General features: G+C 64.1%; 16 protein-coding genes. 12 read left to right on the plus strand and 4 right to left on the minus strand.

What is annotated here, in order from left to right; genetic code table 11:
• Positions 1 to 9: 9 nt before the first annotated feature.
• The 7 genes from VI26_RS13450 to flgL all read left to right on the plus strand — a co-directional run bounded on the left by VI26_RS13450 (position 10) and on the right by flgL (position 7,374).
• Positions 10 to 753 carry a flagellar basal body rod protein FlgF gene (locus VI26_RS13450; protein WP_048410258.1) on the plus strand — a complete coding sequence of 248 codons (744 nt, stop codon included), beginning with the start codon at positions 10 to 12 and terminating at the stop codon, positions 751 to 753.
• 64 nt (positions 754 to 817) lie between these two features.
• Entirely contained in the window at positions 818 to 1,600 is a 783-nt protein-coding gene (gene flgG, locus VI26_RS13455) for a flagellar basal-body rod protein FlgG (RefSeq protein WP_048410259.1), read from the plus strand.
• A gap of 54 nt (positions 1,601 to 1,654) precedes the next feature.
• Positions 1,655 to 2,335 (plus strand): flagellar basal body L-ring protein FlgH, encoded by a 681-nt coding sequence (locus VI26_RS13460; RefSeq protein ID WP_048410260.1) that lies wholly within the window; start codon positions 1,655 to 1,657, stop codon positions 2,333 to 2,335.
• Between the two features lie 82 nt (positions 2,336 to 2,417).
• Positions 2,418 to 3,494, plus strand: coding sequence for a flagellar basal body P-ring protein FlgI (locus tag VI26_RS13465; RefSeq protein WP_304413461.1), 1,077 nt, complete (start codon positions 2,418 to 2,420; stop codon positions 3,492 to 3,494).
• A 94-nt stretch (positions 3,495 to 3,588) separates the two neighbouring features.
• Positions 3,589 to 4,581 carry a flagellar assembly peptidoglycan hydrolase FlgJ gene (gene flgJ / locus VI26_RS13470; RefSeq protein ID WP_048410262.1) on the plus strand — a complete coding sequence of 331 codons (993 nt, stop codon included), beginning with the start codon at positions 3,589 to 3,591 and terminating at the stop codon, positions 4,579 to 4,581.
• A 77-nt stretch (positions 4,582 to 4,658) separates the two neighbouring features.
• The gene (gene flgK, locus VI26_RS13475; RefSeq protein WP_048410263.1) at positions 4,659 to 6,440 is read left to right on the plus strand and encodes a flagellar hook-associated protein FlgK; all 1,782 of its coding nucleotides are present in this window, start codon (positions 4,659 to 4,661) and stop codon (positions 6,438 to 6,440) included.
• Positions 6,441 to 6,450: 10 nt separating this feature from the next.
• Positions 6,451 to 7,374, plus strand: coding sequence for a flagellar hook-associated protein FlgL (flgL, locus tag VI26_RS13480; RefSeq protein ID WP_048410264.1), 924 nt, complete (start codon positions 6,451 to 6,453; stop codon positions 7,372 to 7,374).
• 64 nt (positions 7,375 to 7,438) lie between these two features.
• On the opposite strand, the gene VI26_RS13485 is transcribed toward flgL, so the two are convergent.
• The 3 genes from VI26_RS13485 to VI26_RS13495 all read right to left on the minus strand — a co-directional run bounded on the left by VI26_RS13485 (position 7,439) and on the right by VI26_RS13495 (position 10,778).
• Positions 7,439 to 8,461 (minus strand): hypothetical protein, encoded by a 1,023-nt coding sequence (locus VI26_RS13485; RefSeq protein ID WP_156183875.1) that lies wholly within the window; start codon positions 8,459 to 8,461, stop codon positions 7,439 to 7,441.
• A gap of 96 nt (positions 8,462 to 8,557) precedes the next feature.
• The gene (locus VI26_RS13490) at positions 8,558 to 9,307 is read right to left on the minus strand and encodes an MgtC/SapB family protein (RefSeq protein WP_048410265.1); all 750 of its coding nucleotides are present in this window, start codon (positions 9,305 to 9,307) and stop codon (positions 8,558 to 8,560) included.
• A gap of 70 nt (positions 9,308 to 9,377) precedes the next feature.
• Positions 9,378 to 10,778: a CoA transferase gene (locus VI26_RS13495; protein WP_048410266.1), complete on the minus strand. Its 1,401-nt coding sequence runs from the start codon at positions 10,776 to 10,778 to the stop codon at positions 9,378 to 9,380.
• A 173-nt stretch (positions 10,779 to 10,951) separates the two neighbouring features.
• On the opposite strand from VI26_RS13495, the gene VI26_RS13500 reads away from it, so the two are divergent.
• From VI26_RS13500 to VI26_RS13520, 5 genes are all read left to right on the plus strand, one after another.
• Positions 10,952 to 11,983 (plus strand): flagellin, encoded by a 1,032-nt coding sequence (locus tag VI26_RS13500; protein ID WP_048410267.1) that lies wholly within the window; start codon positions 10,952 to 10,954, stop codon positions 11,981 to 11,983.
• A gap of 207 nt (positions 11,984 to 12,190) precedes the next feature.
• On the plus strand, positions 12,191 to 13,072 hold the full coding sequence (locus VI26_RS24815; RefSeq protein WP_053074413.1) for a hypothetical protein: 882 nt from the start codon (positions 12,191 to 12,193) through the stop codon (positions 13,070 to 13,072).
• A 7-nt stretch (positions 13,073 to 13,079) separates the two neighbouring features.
• Complete coding sequence (locus tag VI26_RS13510; RefSeq protein WP_053074414.1) at positions 13,080 to 14,144, plus strand: substrate-binding domain-containing protein; 1,065 nt, start codon at positions 13,080 to 13,082, stop codon at positions 14,142 to 14,144.
• Positions 14,145 to 14,209: 65 nt separating this feature from the next.
• The gene (locus tag VI26_RS13515; protein WP_231581024.1) at positions 14,210 to 14,962 is read left to right on the plus strand and encodes a YdcF family protein; all 753 of its coding nucleotides are present in this window, start codon (positions 14,210 to 14,212) and stop codon (positions 14,960 to 14,962) included.
• Positions 14,963 to 14,966: 4 nt separating this feature from the next.
• Positions 14,967 to 15,782, plus strand: a complete 816-nt coding sequence (locus tag VI26_RS13520; RefSeq protein ID WP_048410270.1) for an AraC family transcriptional regulator — start codon at positions 14,967 to 14,969, stop codon at positions 15,780 to 15,782.
• Here VI26_RS13520 and VI26_RS13525 read toward each other — a convergent pair.
• Positions 15,779 to 16,369 (minus strand): LysE family translocator, encoded by a 591-nt coding sequence (locus tag VI26_RS13525; RefSeq protein ID WP_048410271.1) that lies wholly within the window; start codon positions 16,367 to 16,369, stop codon positions 15,779 to 15,781. The two genes, VI26_RS13520 and VI26_RS13525, sit on opposite strands and share 4 nt — an antisense overlap.
• Between the last annotated feature and the right edge of the window lie 193 nt (positions 16,370 to 16,562).

Here is a 16,562-nt window from a genome sequence, read left to right on the forward strand (position 1 = left end):
GCGCGCGCGATGGATAGAATGCTTTACCTGGCGATGAACGGCGCCAAACACGTGATGTGGCAGCAAGCCACCACCGCCAACAATCTCGCCAATGTGCACACCAACGGTTTCAAGGCCGATGTGGTGGCCTTCCGCGCCTTGCCGGTGGTGGGCGAGGGCGCGCCGACGCGGACCTATGTGGTGGACAACACCGTGGGTCACGACCTCAGCCAGGGCAGCTTGATGCACACCGGCAATACCAGCGATTTCGCCATCGGCTCCAAGGGCTTTTTCGCGGTGCAAGCGCCGGACGGCGGCGAAGCTTACACCCGCGATGGCGGTTATGTGCTGGACGCCACCGGCATGATGCGCACCCGCTCCGGCCTGCCCATCATGGGCGATGGTGGTCCCATCGTGGTGCCCACTGGTTCCCGCATCCAGTTGGGTGCCGATGGCTCGGTGGTGGCGACTCCACAGTCCGGCACGGTGCGCACGCCGCAATTGGTCGGCCAGATCAAGATGGTCAATCCGGGTCCCAAGGAAGTGTACAAGGGCGAGGATGGGCTGTTTCGCATCAACGGCGGCGGCAATGCTGCCGCGGACGCCAATGTCAAGCTAGTGCCGGAAACGCTGGAAGCGAGCAATGTCAACTCGGTGGAGAGCCTGGTGCAGATGATTTCCCATGCGCGCCAGTACGATCTCAATGTCCGGCTGATGCAGACCGCGCAGCAGGGTGACCAACAGGCAGCGCAATTACTGTCCACCAACGGCTGAAAATAATATGCGAGCCGCCACCTGGATTAAGGCAAGGCGGCTCTGGAGACGGGGTAAACAAGCTATGATGCGCGCACTTTATATTGCCAAGACCGGCATGGATTCCAGCCAGTTTCAACTGGATGTGGTATCCAACAACCTGGCCAACGTCAACACCGTGGGCTTCAAGCGCAGCCGCGGCATTTTCGAGGATCTGTACTACCAGACCCTGCGCCAGCCCGGCGCGCAATTGGCCAATGGCAACACCACGCCTACCGGTCTGCAGGTAGGCACCGGTTCGGCTGCGGTGGCCACCGCCCGCATCCACTCCCAGGGCAATCCAAACCAGACCGGCCAGCCGCTGGATATGCAGATTTCCGGTGAGGGTTTCTTCCGCATCCAGTTGCCGGATGGCACCACTGCCTATACCCGCAACGGTGAGTTCAAGCGCAACGCCAATGGCGATGTGGTGAACCCGGACGGTTATCCGCTGAACCCCAATATCAACATCCCCGGTACCGCCAACCAAATCACGGTGTCCACCGGCGGCGTGGTGCAGTACTACCTGCCCAACAATCCGGCGCCGCAAACCGCGGGCACCATCCAGCTGACCACCTTCATCAACCCGCAGGGTCTGGAGAGCGTGGGCAACAACCTGTATCTGCAATCGGCCGCGTCGGGCGACCCGCAGGACGGCGATCCGCAGACCGATATCCGCGGCTCGATCCAATCCGGTTTTCTGGAGGCGTCCAACGTCAATGTCACCGAGGAACTGGTGAATATGATCACCGCGCAGCGCGCGTTCGAGATGAACTCGCGCGCGGTGACCACCGCGGATCAGATGCTGCAGAAGCTGAGCCAGTTGTAATGCAAGAACGGCCGCCGTCTGGCGGCCGATAGCGATGAAAAGACGAGGTGTATCATGAAGGCGATGGCGATGGCGGCCTTGCTGGCCGCATTCTTGAGCGCTTGCGTGACCCAGGAGCCGCCGCTGGTGCAGCAGCCCACCAGCGCGCGGCCGCAACCGCAGCCGGTCAGCATGCCCAGCAACGGCTCAATTTTCCAGACCGCCAGCTACCGGCCCTTGTTCCAGGACCGCATGCCGGGCTATGTCGGCGACACCCTGACGGTGAACATCCAGGAAAAATCGTCGACCTCGGCGTCGGAGCAGACCACCAATACCCGCACCTCGGGCCTGAACAGCAGCATCAATGCCGGCATGAAAGTGCCTTTCCTGCCCAGCGGCGCGGCCGCGGGTCTCGACGGCGCCAGCTTCGGCGCGACGGGCTCGGCCAATAACACGGGTAAGGGCGACAACAAGGTGGCGACCTCCTTTGTCAGTTCCATCACCGTCACCGTGCTGGAAGTGCTGGCCAATGGCAATCTGGTGGTCAGCGGAGAGAAAGTGGTGCGGGTGAACAGCGACACCGAATCCATCCGCCTGTCCGGCGTGATCAATCCGCGCGACATCGCCGCCGACCGCAGCGTGTCCTCGCTCAAGGTGGCGGATGCCCGCGTCGAGCAACAGACCAAGGGCACTCACCGGCTGTATAACGAACCGGGCTGGCTTGCCAAGTTCTTCATGAGTATATTGCCGATATAACGGATTACCGGCCTGGGCGCCGCCATCTGGCGGGCGTGGCGGGCTGAAAGCGGGCGAGAATATGAAGCGATGGATGTTTGCGATGCTGTTGGTCTTGGCCGTGTCTCCGGCCATGGCGGCGCAGCGTTTGAAGGACTTGACCAATGTGGGTGGCGTGCGCCCCAACCAGTTGATAGGCTATGGCCTGGTGGTGGGCCTGGACGGCAGCGGCGACAAAGTGACTTCGTCGCCGTTCACCGGCCAGGCGTTGTCCAATATGTTGAATCAGCTGGGAGTGCAGGTGCCGCCCGGCACCAAGCTCGACCCCAAGAATGTCGCCGCAGTCACGCTGACCGCGACGCTGCCGCCGTTCGCGCGGCAGGGGCAGGCGATAGACGTGACCGCTTCGTCGATAGGCGACGCCAAAAGCCTGCGTGGAGGCACCTTGCTGCTGTCGCCGCTGAAAGGCGCTGACGGGCAGATCTACGCGATGGCGCAAGGCAATGTGGTGGTCGGCGGCGCCGGCGCGTCGGCGGGCGGCAGTTCGGCCCAGATCAATCAACTCAGTGTCGGCAGAATCCCCTCCGGAGCCACGGTGGAACGCGAAGTGCCGACCGCGCTGGGCTCTGGCGAGTTCGTCAATCTGGAATTGCGTGAGTCCGACTTCACCACCGCCAACCGCGTGGTGCAGGCGATCAACAAATCCTTTGGCCAGGGTACCGCGCGCGCGGTGGACGGTCGGTTGATCGAGGTGCGCGCGCCGTTCGATCCTGATCAGCGCGTGCAGTTTTTGGCCAAGATGGAAAATATTGCCGTCGATCCGGCAGATGTTTCCCCCACCGTCATCATCAATGCTCGCACCGGCTCCATCGTGATGAACCAGGCGGTGACGCTGGCGCCGTGCGCGGTGTCGCATGGCAATCTGACCGTCACCGTCAGCAATACGCCGCAGGTGAGTCAGCCCAATCCGTTGTCCGGCGGCAAGACCACGGTGACCAACCAGGCCGATATCAGCATCAACACCCCGGGCAGCAAGCTGATCAGCCTGCCCAACGGCGCCAATCTGTCGCGGGTGGTGGCGGCCTTGAACGCGCTGGGGGCGAATGCCCAGGACCTGATTTCCATCCTGCAGGCGATGAAGTCCGCCGGCGCGTTGAAAGCGGATTTGCAAATCATCTGACGCCGGCTTGGCGGCAGGACCAAAAGACGGCCACACGGCCGTCTTTTTTATTCTGGCCCGAATCTTGCTTTTAACGAGATTCCAGGAGCGAGAAATGACGATTCAGTCCCTCAGTGCCGGCGCCGTGAGCGCCAACGATTTGCTAAACCGGCAACTGGCCGTGGATCCCAACCAGTTGAACGATCTGCGCGCGCAGGCGATCAAGGACCCGAAAGGCGCGGCCCGGCAGGTGGCATCGCAATTCGAGGCCTTGATGATGAACACGTTGTTGAAAAGCATGCGCGAAACCAAGTTCGACCCGGAAGGCGAATCCAATAGCCTGAGCACTTATCAAGGCTTGTACGACCAGCAGCTGACCCAGGCGCTGAGCTCCAGCGGCGGCTTTGGCCTGGGCGACATGCTGTATCGGCAAATCGCCAAACAGTCGAATTTCGCTCCGGACGACAAGAGCATGCACACGGTTCACTCGGCGCCCGGCCCGCAACTGGCCGTTCGCGCCCACGGCGGCGGCAAGGCCTTGCTGGCTTACCAAGAGGCGCAGCAGGCCGCCGGCGCGGCGCTGGTGCTGACGGCGCCGGCCAGCCCGGCCAAGACCGAGACGGCAGCAACGGGCAAGGGCGGCAGCCGTGATTTCGCCGTGGCCATGCTGCCGCACGCGCGCAGCGCCGCCGCGCAACTGGGCGTGGCGCCGGAGGCGGTGGTTGCCCATGCCGCGCTGGAAAGCGGTTGGGGCAAGCGCGCGATCCGCCATCCGGACGGCAGCGACAGCCATAATCTGTTCGGCATCAAGGCCAGCGGCGATTGGCAGGGTCGCACGGTCAGCGTGATGACCACCGAATATGAAGGCGGCGTCGCTCAGAAGCGGGTAGAGAAATTCCGCGCCTACGGCTCTTATGCCGAGGCCTTCGGCGATTACGCGCGCTTGTTGAAGGATTCTCCGCGCTACAAGGGCGCCTTGAACCAGGGGCAGAATATGTATGGCTTCGCGCATGCGTTGCAGTCGGGCGGCTATGCCACCGACCCGCGCTACGCGCGCAAGCTGGTGGACGTGGCGGCGAGCTTGGCGCAACAGACGGTGCGCAGTTGAGCGGACGCCGGCAGCGAGCGTCGAATCCGGCATCAAGTTTTGACGCGCCGGGCCGATAAAGCAAACAGAGGTGAATCATGGGTTCCAATATTTTCTCGATCGGCGTGAGCGGGCTGAACGCGGCGCAGACGGCTTTGGCGGTAACCGGCAACAATATCGCCAACGTCTCCACGCCCGGTTACAACGTCCAGTATGTCACCCAGGCCGGCCGCTCGCCGCAATACCAGGGCTTCGGCTTCCTGGGGCAGGGCGTGGACATCACCAATGTGCTGCGTACCTACGACAAATTCCTGTCCGGTCAGGTGCAAACCGCGCAGACCAATAGCAGCTATTACGATACCCAGGTCAAGCAGCTCAATCAGATCAATAATCTGATGGCGTCCACCGATGTTTCCATCATCCCGGCCTTGCAGGATTTCTACGGCGCGATGCAGACACTGTCGCAGCAGCCGGACTCGATTCCCAGCCGGCAGACCGTGCTGAACATGGCCCAGGCGCTGAGCACCAAGTTCGCCACCGTGGACGGGCAGCTGCAGCAGATGCAGTCCGGCGCCAACGGCCAGATCAAGAGCACGGTGGACAGCATCAATTCGCTGGCCTCGCAGATCGCCAGCCTCAATACCCAGATCGCCGCGCTGACCGGCGGCAACCAATTGGGATCGCAGCCGAACACGCTGATGGATCAGCGCGACCAGGCGATGCTGGAATTGAACAAGCTGGTCAGCGCCAAAGCGGTGCCGCAGTCCGATGGCACTTACACGGTGTATATCGGCAATGGCCAGACCCTGGTCACCAATGCCCAGACCAATACCTTGGCCACCCAGCCCTTGCCCACGGATCCGAATACCCTGCAACTGGTGTTCAACAATCCCAACGGCACGGTGACGGCGATTCCGAACAGCCTGATCACCGGCGGCCAATTGGGCGGTCTGCTGAATTTCCGCGATGGCCCGCTGTTGCAGGCGCGTCAGCAACTGGGCACGCTGGCGATCAATTTCGCCGCCACGGTCAATTACCAGAACCAGTTGGGGGTGGACAACGGCGGCGTGGCGGGGCAGCCCATTTTCAATGATCTGTCCAGTTATGCTTCCAATCCGCAAAACGCGGCCAGCAATCTGCAAGTGCTGATGACCGATCCGAATAAGCTGGCCACCGCGTCGAATATGGTGTCCACCGGCGGGGCCGGCGGCAGCGGCGTGACCATGAGCGGCGTCTGGGCCTCTTTGCCAGGCGGTTATAGCGGCAGCATCAACTCGGTGCCGCCGGTGTTTCCCAGCAGCACGACGCATCCATCGGTCGGCATGACCGGCATGACCATCACCGCCACCGGCAGCCCGGCGACGATGACGGCCACCATTACCGGCCCCAATGGCGGTGGCCCTTACAATGTGGTGCCATTGGGCGGCAGCGTCAGCAACGGCTTCAAATTGCAGACCACGGCGGTGCCGCCGGTGGATGTCGGCATCAGTTTCCAATTATCCGGCGCGCCGGCCAATGGTCAGACCTTCACCGTGGGGCCGGCGCCGGCCGGCACCAAGCCGCCGCCGGGCGACAACTCCAATCTGCGCGAATTATTGGCGCAGCAGAACCTCAAGCTGATGGGCAACCAGTCCTATGGTTCCTATTACTCGACGCTGGTGGCCTCGGTGGGCAACCAGACCAATACCGCTCAATTGCAGTCGGCGGCGATGAAGACCAATCTGAAGCAAGCCAGCGAAAGCCTGTCCAATACTTCCGGCGTCAGCCTGGACCAGGAAGCGGCCAATCTGATCAAGTACCAACAGTCCTATCAGGCATGCAGCAAGGTGATTCAAGTGGCGCAAACCACCTTCTCCAGCATTCTGAATCTGATGGGTTAAGGAGAGAGTGATGCGAATCAGCTCCAACACCATTTACCAGTCCGGCTTGAATAATATGCAGGATCTGCAGGCGAGCATTTACAAGCTCACCATGCAGATCGACAACCAGCAGCGGGTGGTGACGCCGGCCGACGACCCGGTGGCCGCGGCGCGCATCCTGCTGCTCAGCCAGTCGCAGGGCCAGAACAGCCAGTACATCACTAATACCCAGGCGGTGAGTTCCTGGCTGTCGCTGTCGGAAACCGCGGTCAAGAGCTCCTCTGACCTGATGGCCAGCATGAAGAGTCTGGCGATCTCCGCCGGCAGCGGCGCGCTGAGCTCGACCGAATTGCAGGCGATCCAGAAGCAGTTGCAGGAAGGCATCACCGAGTTGACGACATACGCCAACTCCACCGACGGCCGCGGCAACTACCTGTTCAGCGGCAACAAGACCGACACGGTGCCCTATGTGGTGAGCCTGTCGGCGGTGCCGCCAGCCACTTATCAGGGCGATACCGGCCAGCGCAGCGTGCAGATCAGCGCCTCGCAGCAGATGACGATTTCCGACCCTGGCAGCACCGTGTTCGGCACGCCGGGGGGCAGCGCCACCGCCGCCTTCGACGCCTTGCTGCAACTGAATACCCTGCTGGGCCAGAATCCGAAGCCGGCCAACTTCGGCACCCAGCTGAACAGCGCGATCAACGCCATCGACTCGGCGCAACAGCAGTTCTCTCTGTCGCTGGCATCCATCGGCGCCCGCGGCCAGCAGAACGACAATATGCAGAATGTCGGCGGCAGCCTGAAATTGCAGTACGCCAGCAGCATCGGTGATTTGCAGGATCTGGACATGCCGCAGGCGATTTCGGATTTCACCTTGGCGCAGACCTCGCTGAAGTACAGCCAGCTGACTTACAACAAGGTGACTCAGCTGTCGCTGTTCAACTACATCTCTTGAGCCGGCATTCGCTGGAAACGACAAAGGCCGCGTCAGCGGCCTTTGCTATTTGCGCTTGGCGGATTCAGCCGTAGACATCCACCTGGCTGACCCGGCCGGCCTTGCCGTCCTCGGTCAGATAAACGCCGGAGCGGCGGACATCGGCCTGGGATTGGTTGTTGGCGTCCTTGATGCTGAACGGCGTGTCCACGCTGGGCAGCAGGATGGCGCCAATGCCCAGCTCCTTCAGCCCCATCAGTTGATCCTTGTCGGCATCGCGGCCGGACCACAGCTTCAATTGGGCGAAAGCCGGGTCGCCGTCATCCAGCACCCCGTCGCCATTGCTGTCCAGCTTGGCCAGGTCGGCGAAGCCATTGCCGGACTGAGTGCCGAACAACTCGCTGCCGTCGTTGATCTTGCCGTCGCCGCTGCGGTCCAGCGCCAGCCAGCCGCCATGATCGATAAACGGCAGCTGTGTTTTCTGGCCATTGCTTTGCAGGTCGAAGCTGACGCTGGCACCGCTGAAGCTGCCGGCTTCATCGCCCAGCGTCAGCATCAGCGGGTCGGTGGGACTGCCGCCGCTGCCGTACTGCAAGCTGCTGCTGCTGTGGTATTCGAAGCTGCGGCTCATCTGCACGTCCAGCGAGAAATTGAATTCGCGGCCGTCCTGGGTCTTGATCGAACCCTTGGCCGAGAAACCCATGCTCTCGCTTTCCTTGTAATCGTAGCTTTGCTGGATCGAGCCGCCGAAGCGCGGCAGCGCGCTGGCGGTTGGCGCATTCTGTGGCGTGGGGGCGCTGGCGTTAGAATCGCCGCTCTTGCCGTCGTCTTTTTGCAAGGTGCCGTCGACTACCTTGAATTTGACGCCCAGCACTTTCTCCAGGATGTCCTTGATCAAGCCCAGCATCGGCGTCATGCCGTCGGCCAGCTGTTGATCCTTGGCGCTGGCGTTGACACCGCCGGGGCTGAGGCTGACATCGGAGGAGGGTGAGGCCGGCGCGGAAGCGGCCGGCTGCTGGCTCCAGGAACTGATTTTTTGCTGAACGCTGATGCTTTGGCTGAAACTGTATTGGCTGCTCATCGACAGCGCCATGGACGCGACTCGCATTGCAGGCTCCAGGATTTGGAAGTATTGGTAAACCGATATCGGCAATGGGAGCGCAAACTTGATGGTGTGAAAACACCTAGCCGGCTTGGCGCCGGCTCAGTTGCGCGCCGGCTGGATGCTCAGCGTTTCCAGTCGGTCTATCTTCATGATCTCGCGCGACAGATCGACGACATTGATCAGGTCGCGCCGGTTTTGCGCCGACACCAGAAAGCTCCACTCGGTGGCGTCCGGCCCGGCGTTCAGCGCGATGCTGTCCTCATGCAGTCGCACGCCAAGTTCCAGCAGGCCGGCGCTCAAGGCCTGCACCGTCCATTGCTGCTCCGGTTTGAAGCGGATGACGATGAACAGGCTGAAATGGCGCGGCAGCCGGCTTTCCACCTGATTGACCGACAGCATGCACAGCACGCACAGCAGGGTGATGGCGATGGCGGCGGCGTAAAAGCCGACCCCGACCAGGATGCCGATGACCGAGGACATCCAGATCGACGCGGCCGAGGTGAGGCCGCTGATCGACAGGCCTTCCTTCATGATCATGCCGGCACCCAGAAAGCCGACGCCGGTCAGCACGCCCTGGGCGACCCGGGTCATGTCGCCATGCGTGATGTCGGGATGCTGGCCGCCATACCAGTAGCCGGAATAGCCGATGATGCTGATCGCGGCGGCGGAGGCCATGGCCACCAGGCCGTAGGTGCGCATGCCGGCGGCGCGGCCGTTGTACCAGCGCTCGTAGCCCACCACGCAGCCCAGCAGCAGGCCGCCCAGCAGGTTCAGCGTGATCAACAGATTGACTTCCCACTTGGGGGTGGACCAGTACTGGCCAATCAGATCGGTGAACGAAATATCCATGAATGCTCCATAGGCGCTAGGGCCGGTGTGCCGACGATAGCAAGTTGCTTTGGCGCGCGCCACCGCCGCTTCAGCGCGGCAGCCATTCGGCGGCGTGGCTGCCCAGCGGCATCGAAGGCAGCGTCCAATGTGCCGGCGTCAAGGACAGCTGGGCCGCGTGGCGCACGGCGCGCAAGGCGCCGAAGCCGGACGCATAATCGCCCAGCCAGGGCGCGACCTGTTCCAGACCGGGGTCCGCCACGGCGCAGCCGGCGTGGTCCGTGCCGAACTGGCGCAGCCAGTGTCCCGTTTGTGCCAGCGAAACCCGCACCTGCCAGCTGCCGCCTTCTTGCGCTTGGCGAGAGAGCGCGGCGATGACGCCAAAAGCCAGCAGATAGCCGGCGGCATGGTCCAGCGCCTGGGCCGGCAGCGTGCGCGGCTGCACGCCGCCGAAAGCCGCCGCCTCCGCGTGATTGAAGCCGCTGGCGGTCTGCACCAGGGAATCGAAGCCGCGCCGTTCGGCCCAGGGGCCGGCGTGACCATAAGCGGACAGCGAGGCGTAGACGATGCCCGGGCGCAGACGCGCGGCCTGCTCCGGGCCGAAACCGAGCGCGGCGAGGCCGCCGGGCCGGTAGCCCTGGATGAAGACATCGGCTTCGCTCAGCAAGCGCCGCAGCTGTTCGCCATCGACAGCCTGACGCAAGTCCAGCTCGGCATTGCGCTTGCCGCGGCCGGTGTCGATGTCCAGCGGCAGGATGGAGGGCAGCAGCGGCGAAGTGACGCGCAACACATCGGCGCCGTGAGCTGCCAGCACCCGGCCACCCACCGGGCCGGCGATGATGCGGGTCAGGTCCAGCGCGCGTATGCCCTGCAAGGGGCGCGGCGCGAAGGGCCGGGCCAGCGGCGGCGCGTCGCCGATGCGCTCTATGCTGAGCAAGGGCTGCGCGGCGACGGCCTGTCCCTGCGGATGACGGTCCCACTCGTCGAAACTGCGCATCGCCGTGGCGACCAGGCCACGTTCGGCGGCAGCCTGTTCGAACTCGAAAGCCTGCCAGCCTTGCAAGGCGGCGGCCACGCTGTCCTTGTCGTGGCGGCAGTCCAGCAGCTGCAGGATGCCGTCGCGATGGTGGGGAAAGTTGGTGTGGATGCGTACCCAGCGACCGTCGCCGCAAGGATAGGGGCCGGCGATGGCGTCCCACAGTTCGGGAGCCGGCGCGCCGTCGACGCGCAGATAGCGTTCGCTGCGGAATTCGGCGGCGGCGTGGGCGAGCTCGACCGAGACCTTCTGCGCCGCGCCGCCGCGCAGGCGCCAGAATTCGGCCGCCATCAGCGCGCTGGCGGCAATGCTGGCCTGGGCCAAGGCTCCGATGGCAAAAGAGGAGGGCAGCGGCGCCTCGCTCGCCGGCAGCTGGGCACGCTCCAGCGCGGAGGGGTCGAGGGCGGCGGCGGCCCAGAGCTGGGTCAGGGCTTGTTGGCCGTTCAGTGTGGTCATGGCGGTGTGGCGGCAGTGTTTATGACGTTGATCTTTCAACAGCCAGCGCCCATGCGTCAAGCAATGTGATTTTTCACATCGCTCCCGCATTTAAGTTTGCCGCGCGACGGCCGCCTTGTGAGGGTGACGGCAGCGATGCCGGACCAACCAACCTGACTTCTGGAGCAAAAGCTATGCTGAGCCTGCACACCAATATCGCCGCACTGAACACCAAGTCCAACCTGACCGGCACCCAAACCGCGCTGTCCACCTCGATGACCCGTCTGGGCACCGGCTTCCGCATCAACTCCGCAATGGACGACGCCGCCGGCCTGCAGATCGCTACCCGTCTGGACGCGCAAAGCCGCGGCATGCAAGTTGCGATGAAGAATGCCCAGAACGGCATCTCCATGCTGCAAACCGCCGAAGGCGCGCTGAACGAAGTGTCCAACATTCTGCAGCGCATGAAGGACCTGTCCACCGAAGGCGCCAACGCCACCTCCACCAAGGCCGACAAGAGCGCGATGCAGTCCGAATTCGCCGAACTGGGCAAGGAACTGACCAACATCATGAAGAACACCTCCTTCGGCGGCGAGAAACTGCTGCAAGGCGGCAAGCTGACCGATGAGATGAAGTTCCAGATCGGCGCGTCGGCCGACGAATCCATGACGGTGAACATGAAGGATGGCATGACCGCGCTGAACAATGCGTTGGGCAGCGTTTCCAAGACCTTCTTCAAGGATGATGCCGCTGGTACCGCCTACGCCACCGCCGTCAAGACCGCTACCGATGCGATGCCGGCCCTGGTGACCGCGACCGACACCGCTAAAACGGCTTACGATGCCGATCCGACCGATGGCGCCAAGAAAACCGCTTACGAAACCGCGCTGAAGGCTCAGCAAGACGGCCAAGCCGCTCTGGACAAAGCCGCCAAGGGCGATGAAATCGGCAAGACCGACACCATCAACACCATCCAGGCCGCTCTGGATTCGGTAGGTTCGGTTCGCTCCTCCCTGGGCGCCAACGCCAACCGTCTGGACCACGTGAACAACAACCTGGCCAACGTCAACAACAACACCCTGGCCGCCAAGGGTCGTATCATGGATACCGACTACGCCAACGAAAGCGCCAGCATGACCTCCAAGCAAATGCTGATGCAAGCCGGCACCTCCATGCTGAAGCAAAGCGGCAGCATGAGCAGCCTGGCCATGTCCCTGCTGCAGTAATAACGATTCGGCGTCGATCCGGCGCGAATCCGAAGCCAGCTGCGTATGCGGCTGGCTTTTTTGCGTCGTGAGTTTGGATTCTGTTGAAGGAGCAGGGCCATTTCAATTCGAGCAATTACCGCGGCGACGCCGGTCACGCCGAGCGCGCCGCTCTCGTCGGGCGCGCAGCCGGGCGCGGAGCTGACGCCGGGCCGGCAATGGCAGGCGGTGCTGAGCCAAGCGGCCGACGGCCGGCCGCTGTTGAGCGGCGACGGCATCCAGTTGGCGTTGCCGGCCTGGCCGCCAGGCGCGGCCGAGCTGAGCCCCGGCACGGTGCTGAAAGTGCTGGTGCTGGCCACCCAGCCGCGGCTGCAGTTGTCGCTGCAGTTGGAGCGTCAGGGGGCGGAGCCTGAGGGCGAAACGCCGGCGCGCGCATGGCAGCTGGAGCAGGCAGCCATGCCCAGGCTGGCGAAGCCGCTGCCGGCCGCCGCTGAATTGGCTCAGGCCTGGCGGCAGGCCTTGCTGGGGCGGCTGACGCAGGCGGCGGCGCAATTCCAGCAGGCTGGCGGCAGCCATCTGCCTGGAGCCTTGCTGCAACAATTGCCGGAACTGGCCTTGGCGGGGGTGCGCAATGCCGCCGGCGAGCCGCCCTTGCCGCTGACGCTGCCGTTCTGGCTGTGGGGCGGCCCGGCGCTGACGCTGAGCGTGGAGGATGCGCTGGAGCGGGAGCCGGAATCGGAGCAGGATGATCTTGACCTTGTGTTGTGGCTGACCGCGCCGGGCATAGGCGCGTTTTGCCTGCGTGTTCGGAGAGTGGCGGATGGGGTGGCGCTGGCGTTTGCGGCGCCGGCCGAGGCGTGCGTGGCCTTGCGACAACGGCTGCCCGAGATCGTCGCGGCGGTCACGCGCGGCGGCGGCACGCTGCGCGGCTGCCTGATCGGCGAGCGGATGCCGTGGCGCGGCCTGGCCATCAGCCGCCATGGCGCCACCGGTCTGCAGGCACAGCGCTTGTCGCCGCTGTTGTTCGCGGTGGCGGCGGAAGTGGCCGGCCAACTGCTGGCTGAACCGGGCGGCGCGGCCGCTCCGGCCCGTGGCAGCGGTGGTCTATAGTGTCTGCATGATTCGACTGTTCGCGCTGCTACTGTGCCTGACCGGCTTGGTTCTGGCCGCAGGCAAGCCTGCGCCGGCCAGGCCGGCCGATCCCGCGCGGGAATGGACCGAGTGGGACGGCCCGCTGCACGGGCCGGCGGCGCAAACCGGCCGCGAGGTGTGGTTTCTGGCATCGGACCTGCGCAATGGCGGCGTGGTCGGCGTTTACCGCGGGCTGGAAGAGGCCGGCCGCTTGCTAGACTGGCGGCTGACGCTGTTGGACGGGCAGGGGCGGCAGGACTCGCTGCGCGGCTTTCTAGAACGCGCCGCGCGCGAACACCCCGCCGCGGTGGCGTTGGGTGGTTTCGACGCCAAGGAATTCAAACCGCAGATCCAGCGCCTGCTCGCCGCCGGCGTGGTGGTGGTGGGCTGGCATGCCGGCGACAAGCCGGGGCCGGCACCGGGCCTATTGTTCACCAATATCTCCACCGATCCGCTGGCCGCCGCCCAGGCGGCGGCCGATTATGTCATCGCCAGCCGCAGCGGCCCGATAGGCGTGGTGCTGTTCACCGACAGCCGCTTCGCCATCGCCAGCGCCAAGACCAGGCAAGCGCAGCGCCAATTGCAGGCATGCCGACGCTGCAAGGTGCTGGCGGTGGAGGATATTTCCCTGGCGCGGGTGCAGCAGCTGTTGCCGGCGCGGGTGAGCGCCTTGTATCAGCGTTATGGCGCCAGCTGGACCCATAGCATAGGCATCAATGATCTGTATTACGACTCCATAGGCTATCCACTGGGACGGCTGCGCGCGGAGGTGGCAAATGTGTCGCTGGGCGACGGCTCCTTCACCGCGATGCGGCGCATCCGCGCGGGTCTGATGCAGGTGGCGACCATCGCCGAGCCCTTGCATCTGCATGGCTGGCAACTGGCCGATGAACTGAACCGCGCGTTTGCCGGCCGGCCAGCCAGCCTCTATGTCACCCAGCCGCATCTGCTGACCAGGCCGACGATACGCGAGGTCTATTTGAGCATCGGCTACGATCCGGCCAATGGCTATCGCAACGCCTATGCCGCCATCTGGTTTCCCCGCCATTGATTTGCCCGCCTGCGCGTGTTTAACTGGCGCTCACCCAATTTGATGCCGATTTCATGACCGTCACGATGTCCCCGCAAGTTCTGAGCCATTTGCTGCTGGGTTCCCTGTTGTTGCCGCCGCTCAATCTGCTGCTGATGATGCTTTTTGGGCTGGGCCTGCGCCGCCGTTGGCCGCGCTTGGGCGGCGCCCTGTTGGCCCTGGGCATGGCGGGCCTGTATGCCTTGAGCACACCGATGCTGGCGATGTGGCTGAACCGGGGCCTGGAAGTCTACCCGGCGCTGGACGCCGGGCAATTGGCGCGCGTGGACGCCATCGTGGTACTGTCCGGCGGCAAGAAGCCGGCGCCAGAGTATGGCGGCATGGAACCGGGAGCGGACTCGCTGGCGCGGCTGCGCTATGGCGCGCGGCTGGCGCGCCAAAGCGGCAAGCCCTTATTGCTGAGCGGCGGCGCGCCGCAGGGCGGGGAGGCCGAGGCCGCTGTGATGGCGCGGGTGTTGCGCCAGGATTACGGGCTGTCGCCGCGCTGGGTGGAAACGCGCTCCGACACCACGCTGGAAAATGCCCGCTATGCGGCGGCGATGTTGCGCGCTGACGGAGTAGAGCGGATTGCGCTGGTCAGCCAGGGCTGGCATTTGCGGCGCGCATTGCCGATGTTCCAGCGGCAAGGGCTGGAAGTGAGCGCCGCGCCCACCGGTTTCATCCGCTACGACGGCGGCGGCATCGCGTGGTATCTGCCCAGTGGACGGGCGATGCAGGAGTGCCATTCCGCCTTGCGCGAGTGGCTGGGCATATTGTTCTACCGTTTGAAAGGGGAGTAAGCCGATGTCGGAACCTGCCGTGACGCATCGCTTCTGGCGCGAAGCCGCCTTGCCGCAATTCGAGGCGCGCTCGGTGGCCGACGGCCGCAAAGTCTGTTACGCCAAGCATGCGCATGAAACCTTCTCTATAGGCGCGATCACCGCCGGCGCTTGCGATTACTTCAACGGCAAGATCCGCCGCAGCGAACAGGGCGCCCTGGTACTGATGAACCCGGGCGATACCCATGCCTGCAATCCGGTGGCCGACCAGGCCTGGTCCTACCGCATGCTATACGTGGATGTGGGCTGGCTGGGGCGGATGCAGCAGGCATTAGGCGTAGACCAGGTCGGCGGCTTCCGCCCGCTGGACGCGGCGATGAGCCGCCACCCTGGCTTGTTCTCCGGCTTCAACGCCATGTTCACGCTGCTGTGCGATGCCGGGCGCGAGCCCCTGGAAAAAGACATTGCGGCGGCGGCTTTCTTCGGCGAGCTGCATCCCTTGCTGGGCCTGGCGCCGGCGGTGGCGGAGTCCAATCTGCGCCTGGAGCGGGCGGCGGAATATATCGCCGCCCATTGCGCGCAGTCCTTGCGCCTGGAAGACATCAGCCGGGAGGCCGGCTTGTCGGCTTCATACTTGATCCGCGCGTTCAAACAGCGCTACGGCGTGACGCCGCACGGCTTCCTGCTGAGCCAGCGCGTGTCGCTGGCGCGTCGGCTGGTGCGCGGCGGCTTGCCGCTGGCGCAAGTGGCGCAGGATGCCGGCTTTTCCGATCAGGCGCATCTGCAAAAAGTGTTCAAGCAGTATGTCGCCGCCACGCCGGGCCAATACCGCGCGGGCTAGACCGGTGTCAACAGCCCCAGCGCGCTGAGTCCCAATAGGGCGGCCATCAACTGGTTGAAGCGGCGTAGCCGATTGGGCGAGTTCAATTGCCGGCCCAGCCAGGCGCCGGCCAGCGCCCAGCAAGCCACCGAGGCGTAGCAGATCAGAAAGTAGATCGCGGCGAAACGCCATAAGGCCATGGTGTCCTGACCCGAGGTGAACGCCGCGCAGCCGGCCAGCGCGGCGATCCAGGCCTTGGGGTTCAGCCATTGAATCGCCGCGCCGCGCCACCAGCTGGGCTGGGCGCCATTCTGTTCCCACTCCAGCCTGCCGTCGCTGCGCGCCAATTGATAAGCCATATAAAGCAGGAAAGCCACGCCCGCCCACTGCAGCCCATGCGTCAGCGTCGGCCATTGCCGCAAGGTCTGTTCCAATCCCAATCCGGTCAGCAGCAGCAATAAGGTGAAGCCGGCGGTAGCTCCGCCGACGTGGCGCATGGCGGCGCGCGCGCCATATTGGGCGCCGCCGCTGAGGGCGATGAGGTTGACCGGCCCCGGCGTGATGGAGGCCGCCAGCGCGAAACCGGCCATGGCGAGAGTCTGATTCATGATGTTTCCTGGTGGGTGGGCAATGCGGACACAGTAGCCAGATGGAGCGAGGGCGTATTGTAGAAAATTGACCTGCTGCTTGGCGGCTCAAAAATGCCTTTGACATTGTCGGTTTGGTGTAATACCAATCAAATACCAGCTGTGATCTGGTCCGGTGGCTCAACAAGAGGCGCGCAGCCAGCGCGCGACGATG

Source organism: Chromobacterium sp. LK1, assembly GCF_001043555.1.
Taxonomy (GTDB): Bacteria; Pseudomonadota; Gammaproteobacteria; order Burkholderiales; family Chromobacteriaceae; genus Chromobacterium; species Chromobacterium aquaticum.

Excerpts from the sequence above, each read along its gene's own strand:
- VI26_RS13450 (WP_048410258.1), top strand. The coding sequence starts at position 10 with ATGGATAGAATGCTTTACCTGGCGATGAACGGCGCCAAACACGTGATG.
- flgG (WP_048410259.1), top strand. The coding sequence starts at position 818 with ATGATGCGCGCACTTTATATTGCCAAGACCGGCATGGATTCCAGCCAG.
- VI26_RS13460 (WP_048410260.1), top strand. The coding sequence starts at position 1,655 with ATGAAGGCGATGGCGATGGCGGCCTTGCTGGCCGCATTCTTGAGCGCT.
- VI26_RS13465 (WP_304413461.1), top strand. The coding sequence starts at position 2,418 with ATGCTGTTGGTCTTGGCCGTGTCTCCGGCCATGGCGGCGCAGCGTTTG.
- flgJ (WP_048410262.1), top strand. The coding sequence starts at position 3,589 with ATGACGATTCAGTCCCTCAGTGCCGGCGCCGTGAGCGCCAACGATTTG.
- flgK (WP_048410263.1), top strand. The coding sequence starts at position 4,659 with ATGGGTTCCAATATTTTCTCGATCGGCGTGAGCGGGCTGAACGCGGCG.
- flgL (WP_048410264.1), top strand. The coding sequence starts at position 6,451 with ATGCGAATCAGCTCCAACACCATTTACCAGTCCGGCTTGAATAATATG.
- VI26_RS13485 (WP_156183875.1), bottom strand. The coding sequence starts at position 8,461 with ATGCGAGTCGCGTCCATGGCGCTGTCGATGAGCAGCCAATACAGTTTC.
- VI26_RS13490 (WP_048410265.1), bottom strand. The coding sequence starts at position 9,307 with ATGGATATTTCGTTCACCGATCTGATTGGCCAGTACTGGTCCACCCCC.
- VI26_RS13495 (WP_048410266.1), bottom strand. The coding sequence starts at position 10,778 with ATGACCACACTGAACGGCCAACAAGCCCTGACCCAGCTCTGGGCCGCC.
- VI26_RS13500 (WP_048410267.1), top strand. The coding sequence starts at position 10,952 with ATGCTGAGCCTGCACACCAATATCGCCGCACTGAACACCAAGTCCAAC.
- VI26_RS13510 (WP_053074414.1), top strand. The coding sequence starts at position 13,080 with ATGATTCGACTGTTCGCGCTGCTACTGTGCCTGACCGGCTTGGTTCTG.
- VI26_RS13515 (WP_231581024.1), top strand. The coding sequence starts at position 14,210 with ATGTCCCCGCAAGTTCTGAGCCATTTGCTGCTGGGTTCCCTGTTGTTG.
- VI26_RS13520 (WP_048410270.1), top strand. The coding sequence starts at position 14,967 with ATGTCGGAACCTGCCGTGACGCATCGCTTCTGGCGCGAAGCCGCCTTG.
- VI26_RS13525 (WP_048410271.1), bottom strand. The coding sequence starts at position 16,369 with ATGAATCAGACTCTCGCCATGGCCGGTTTCGCGCTGGCGGCCTCCATC.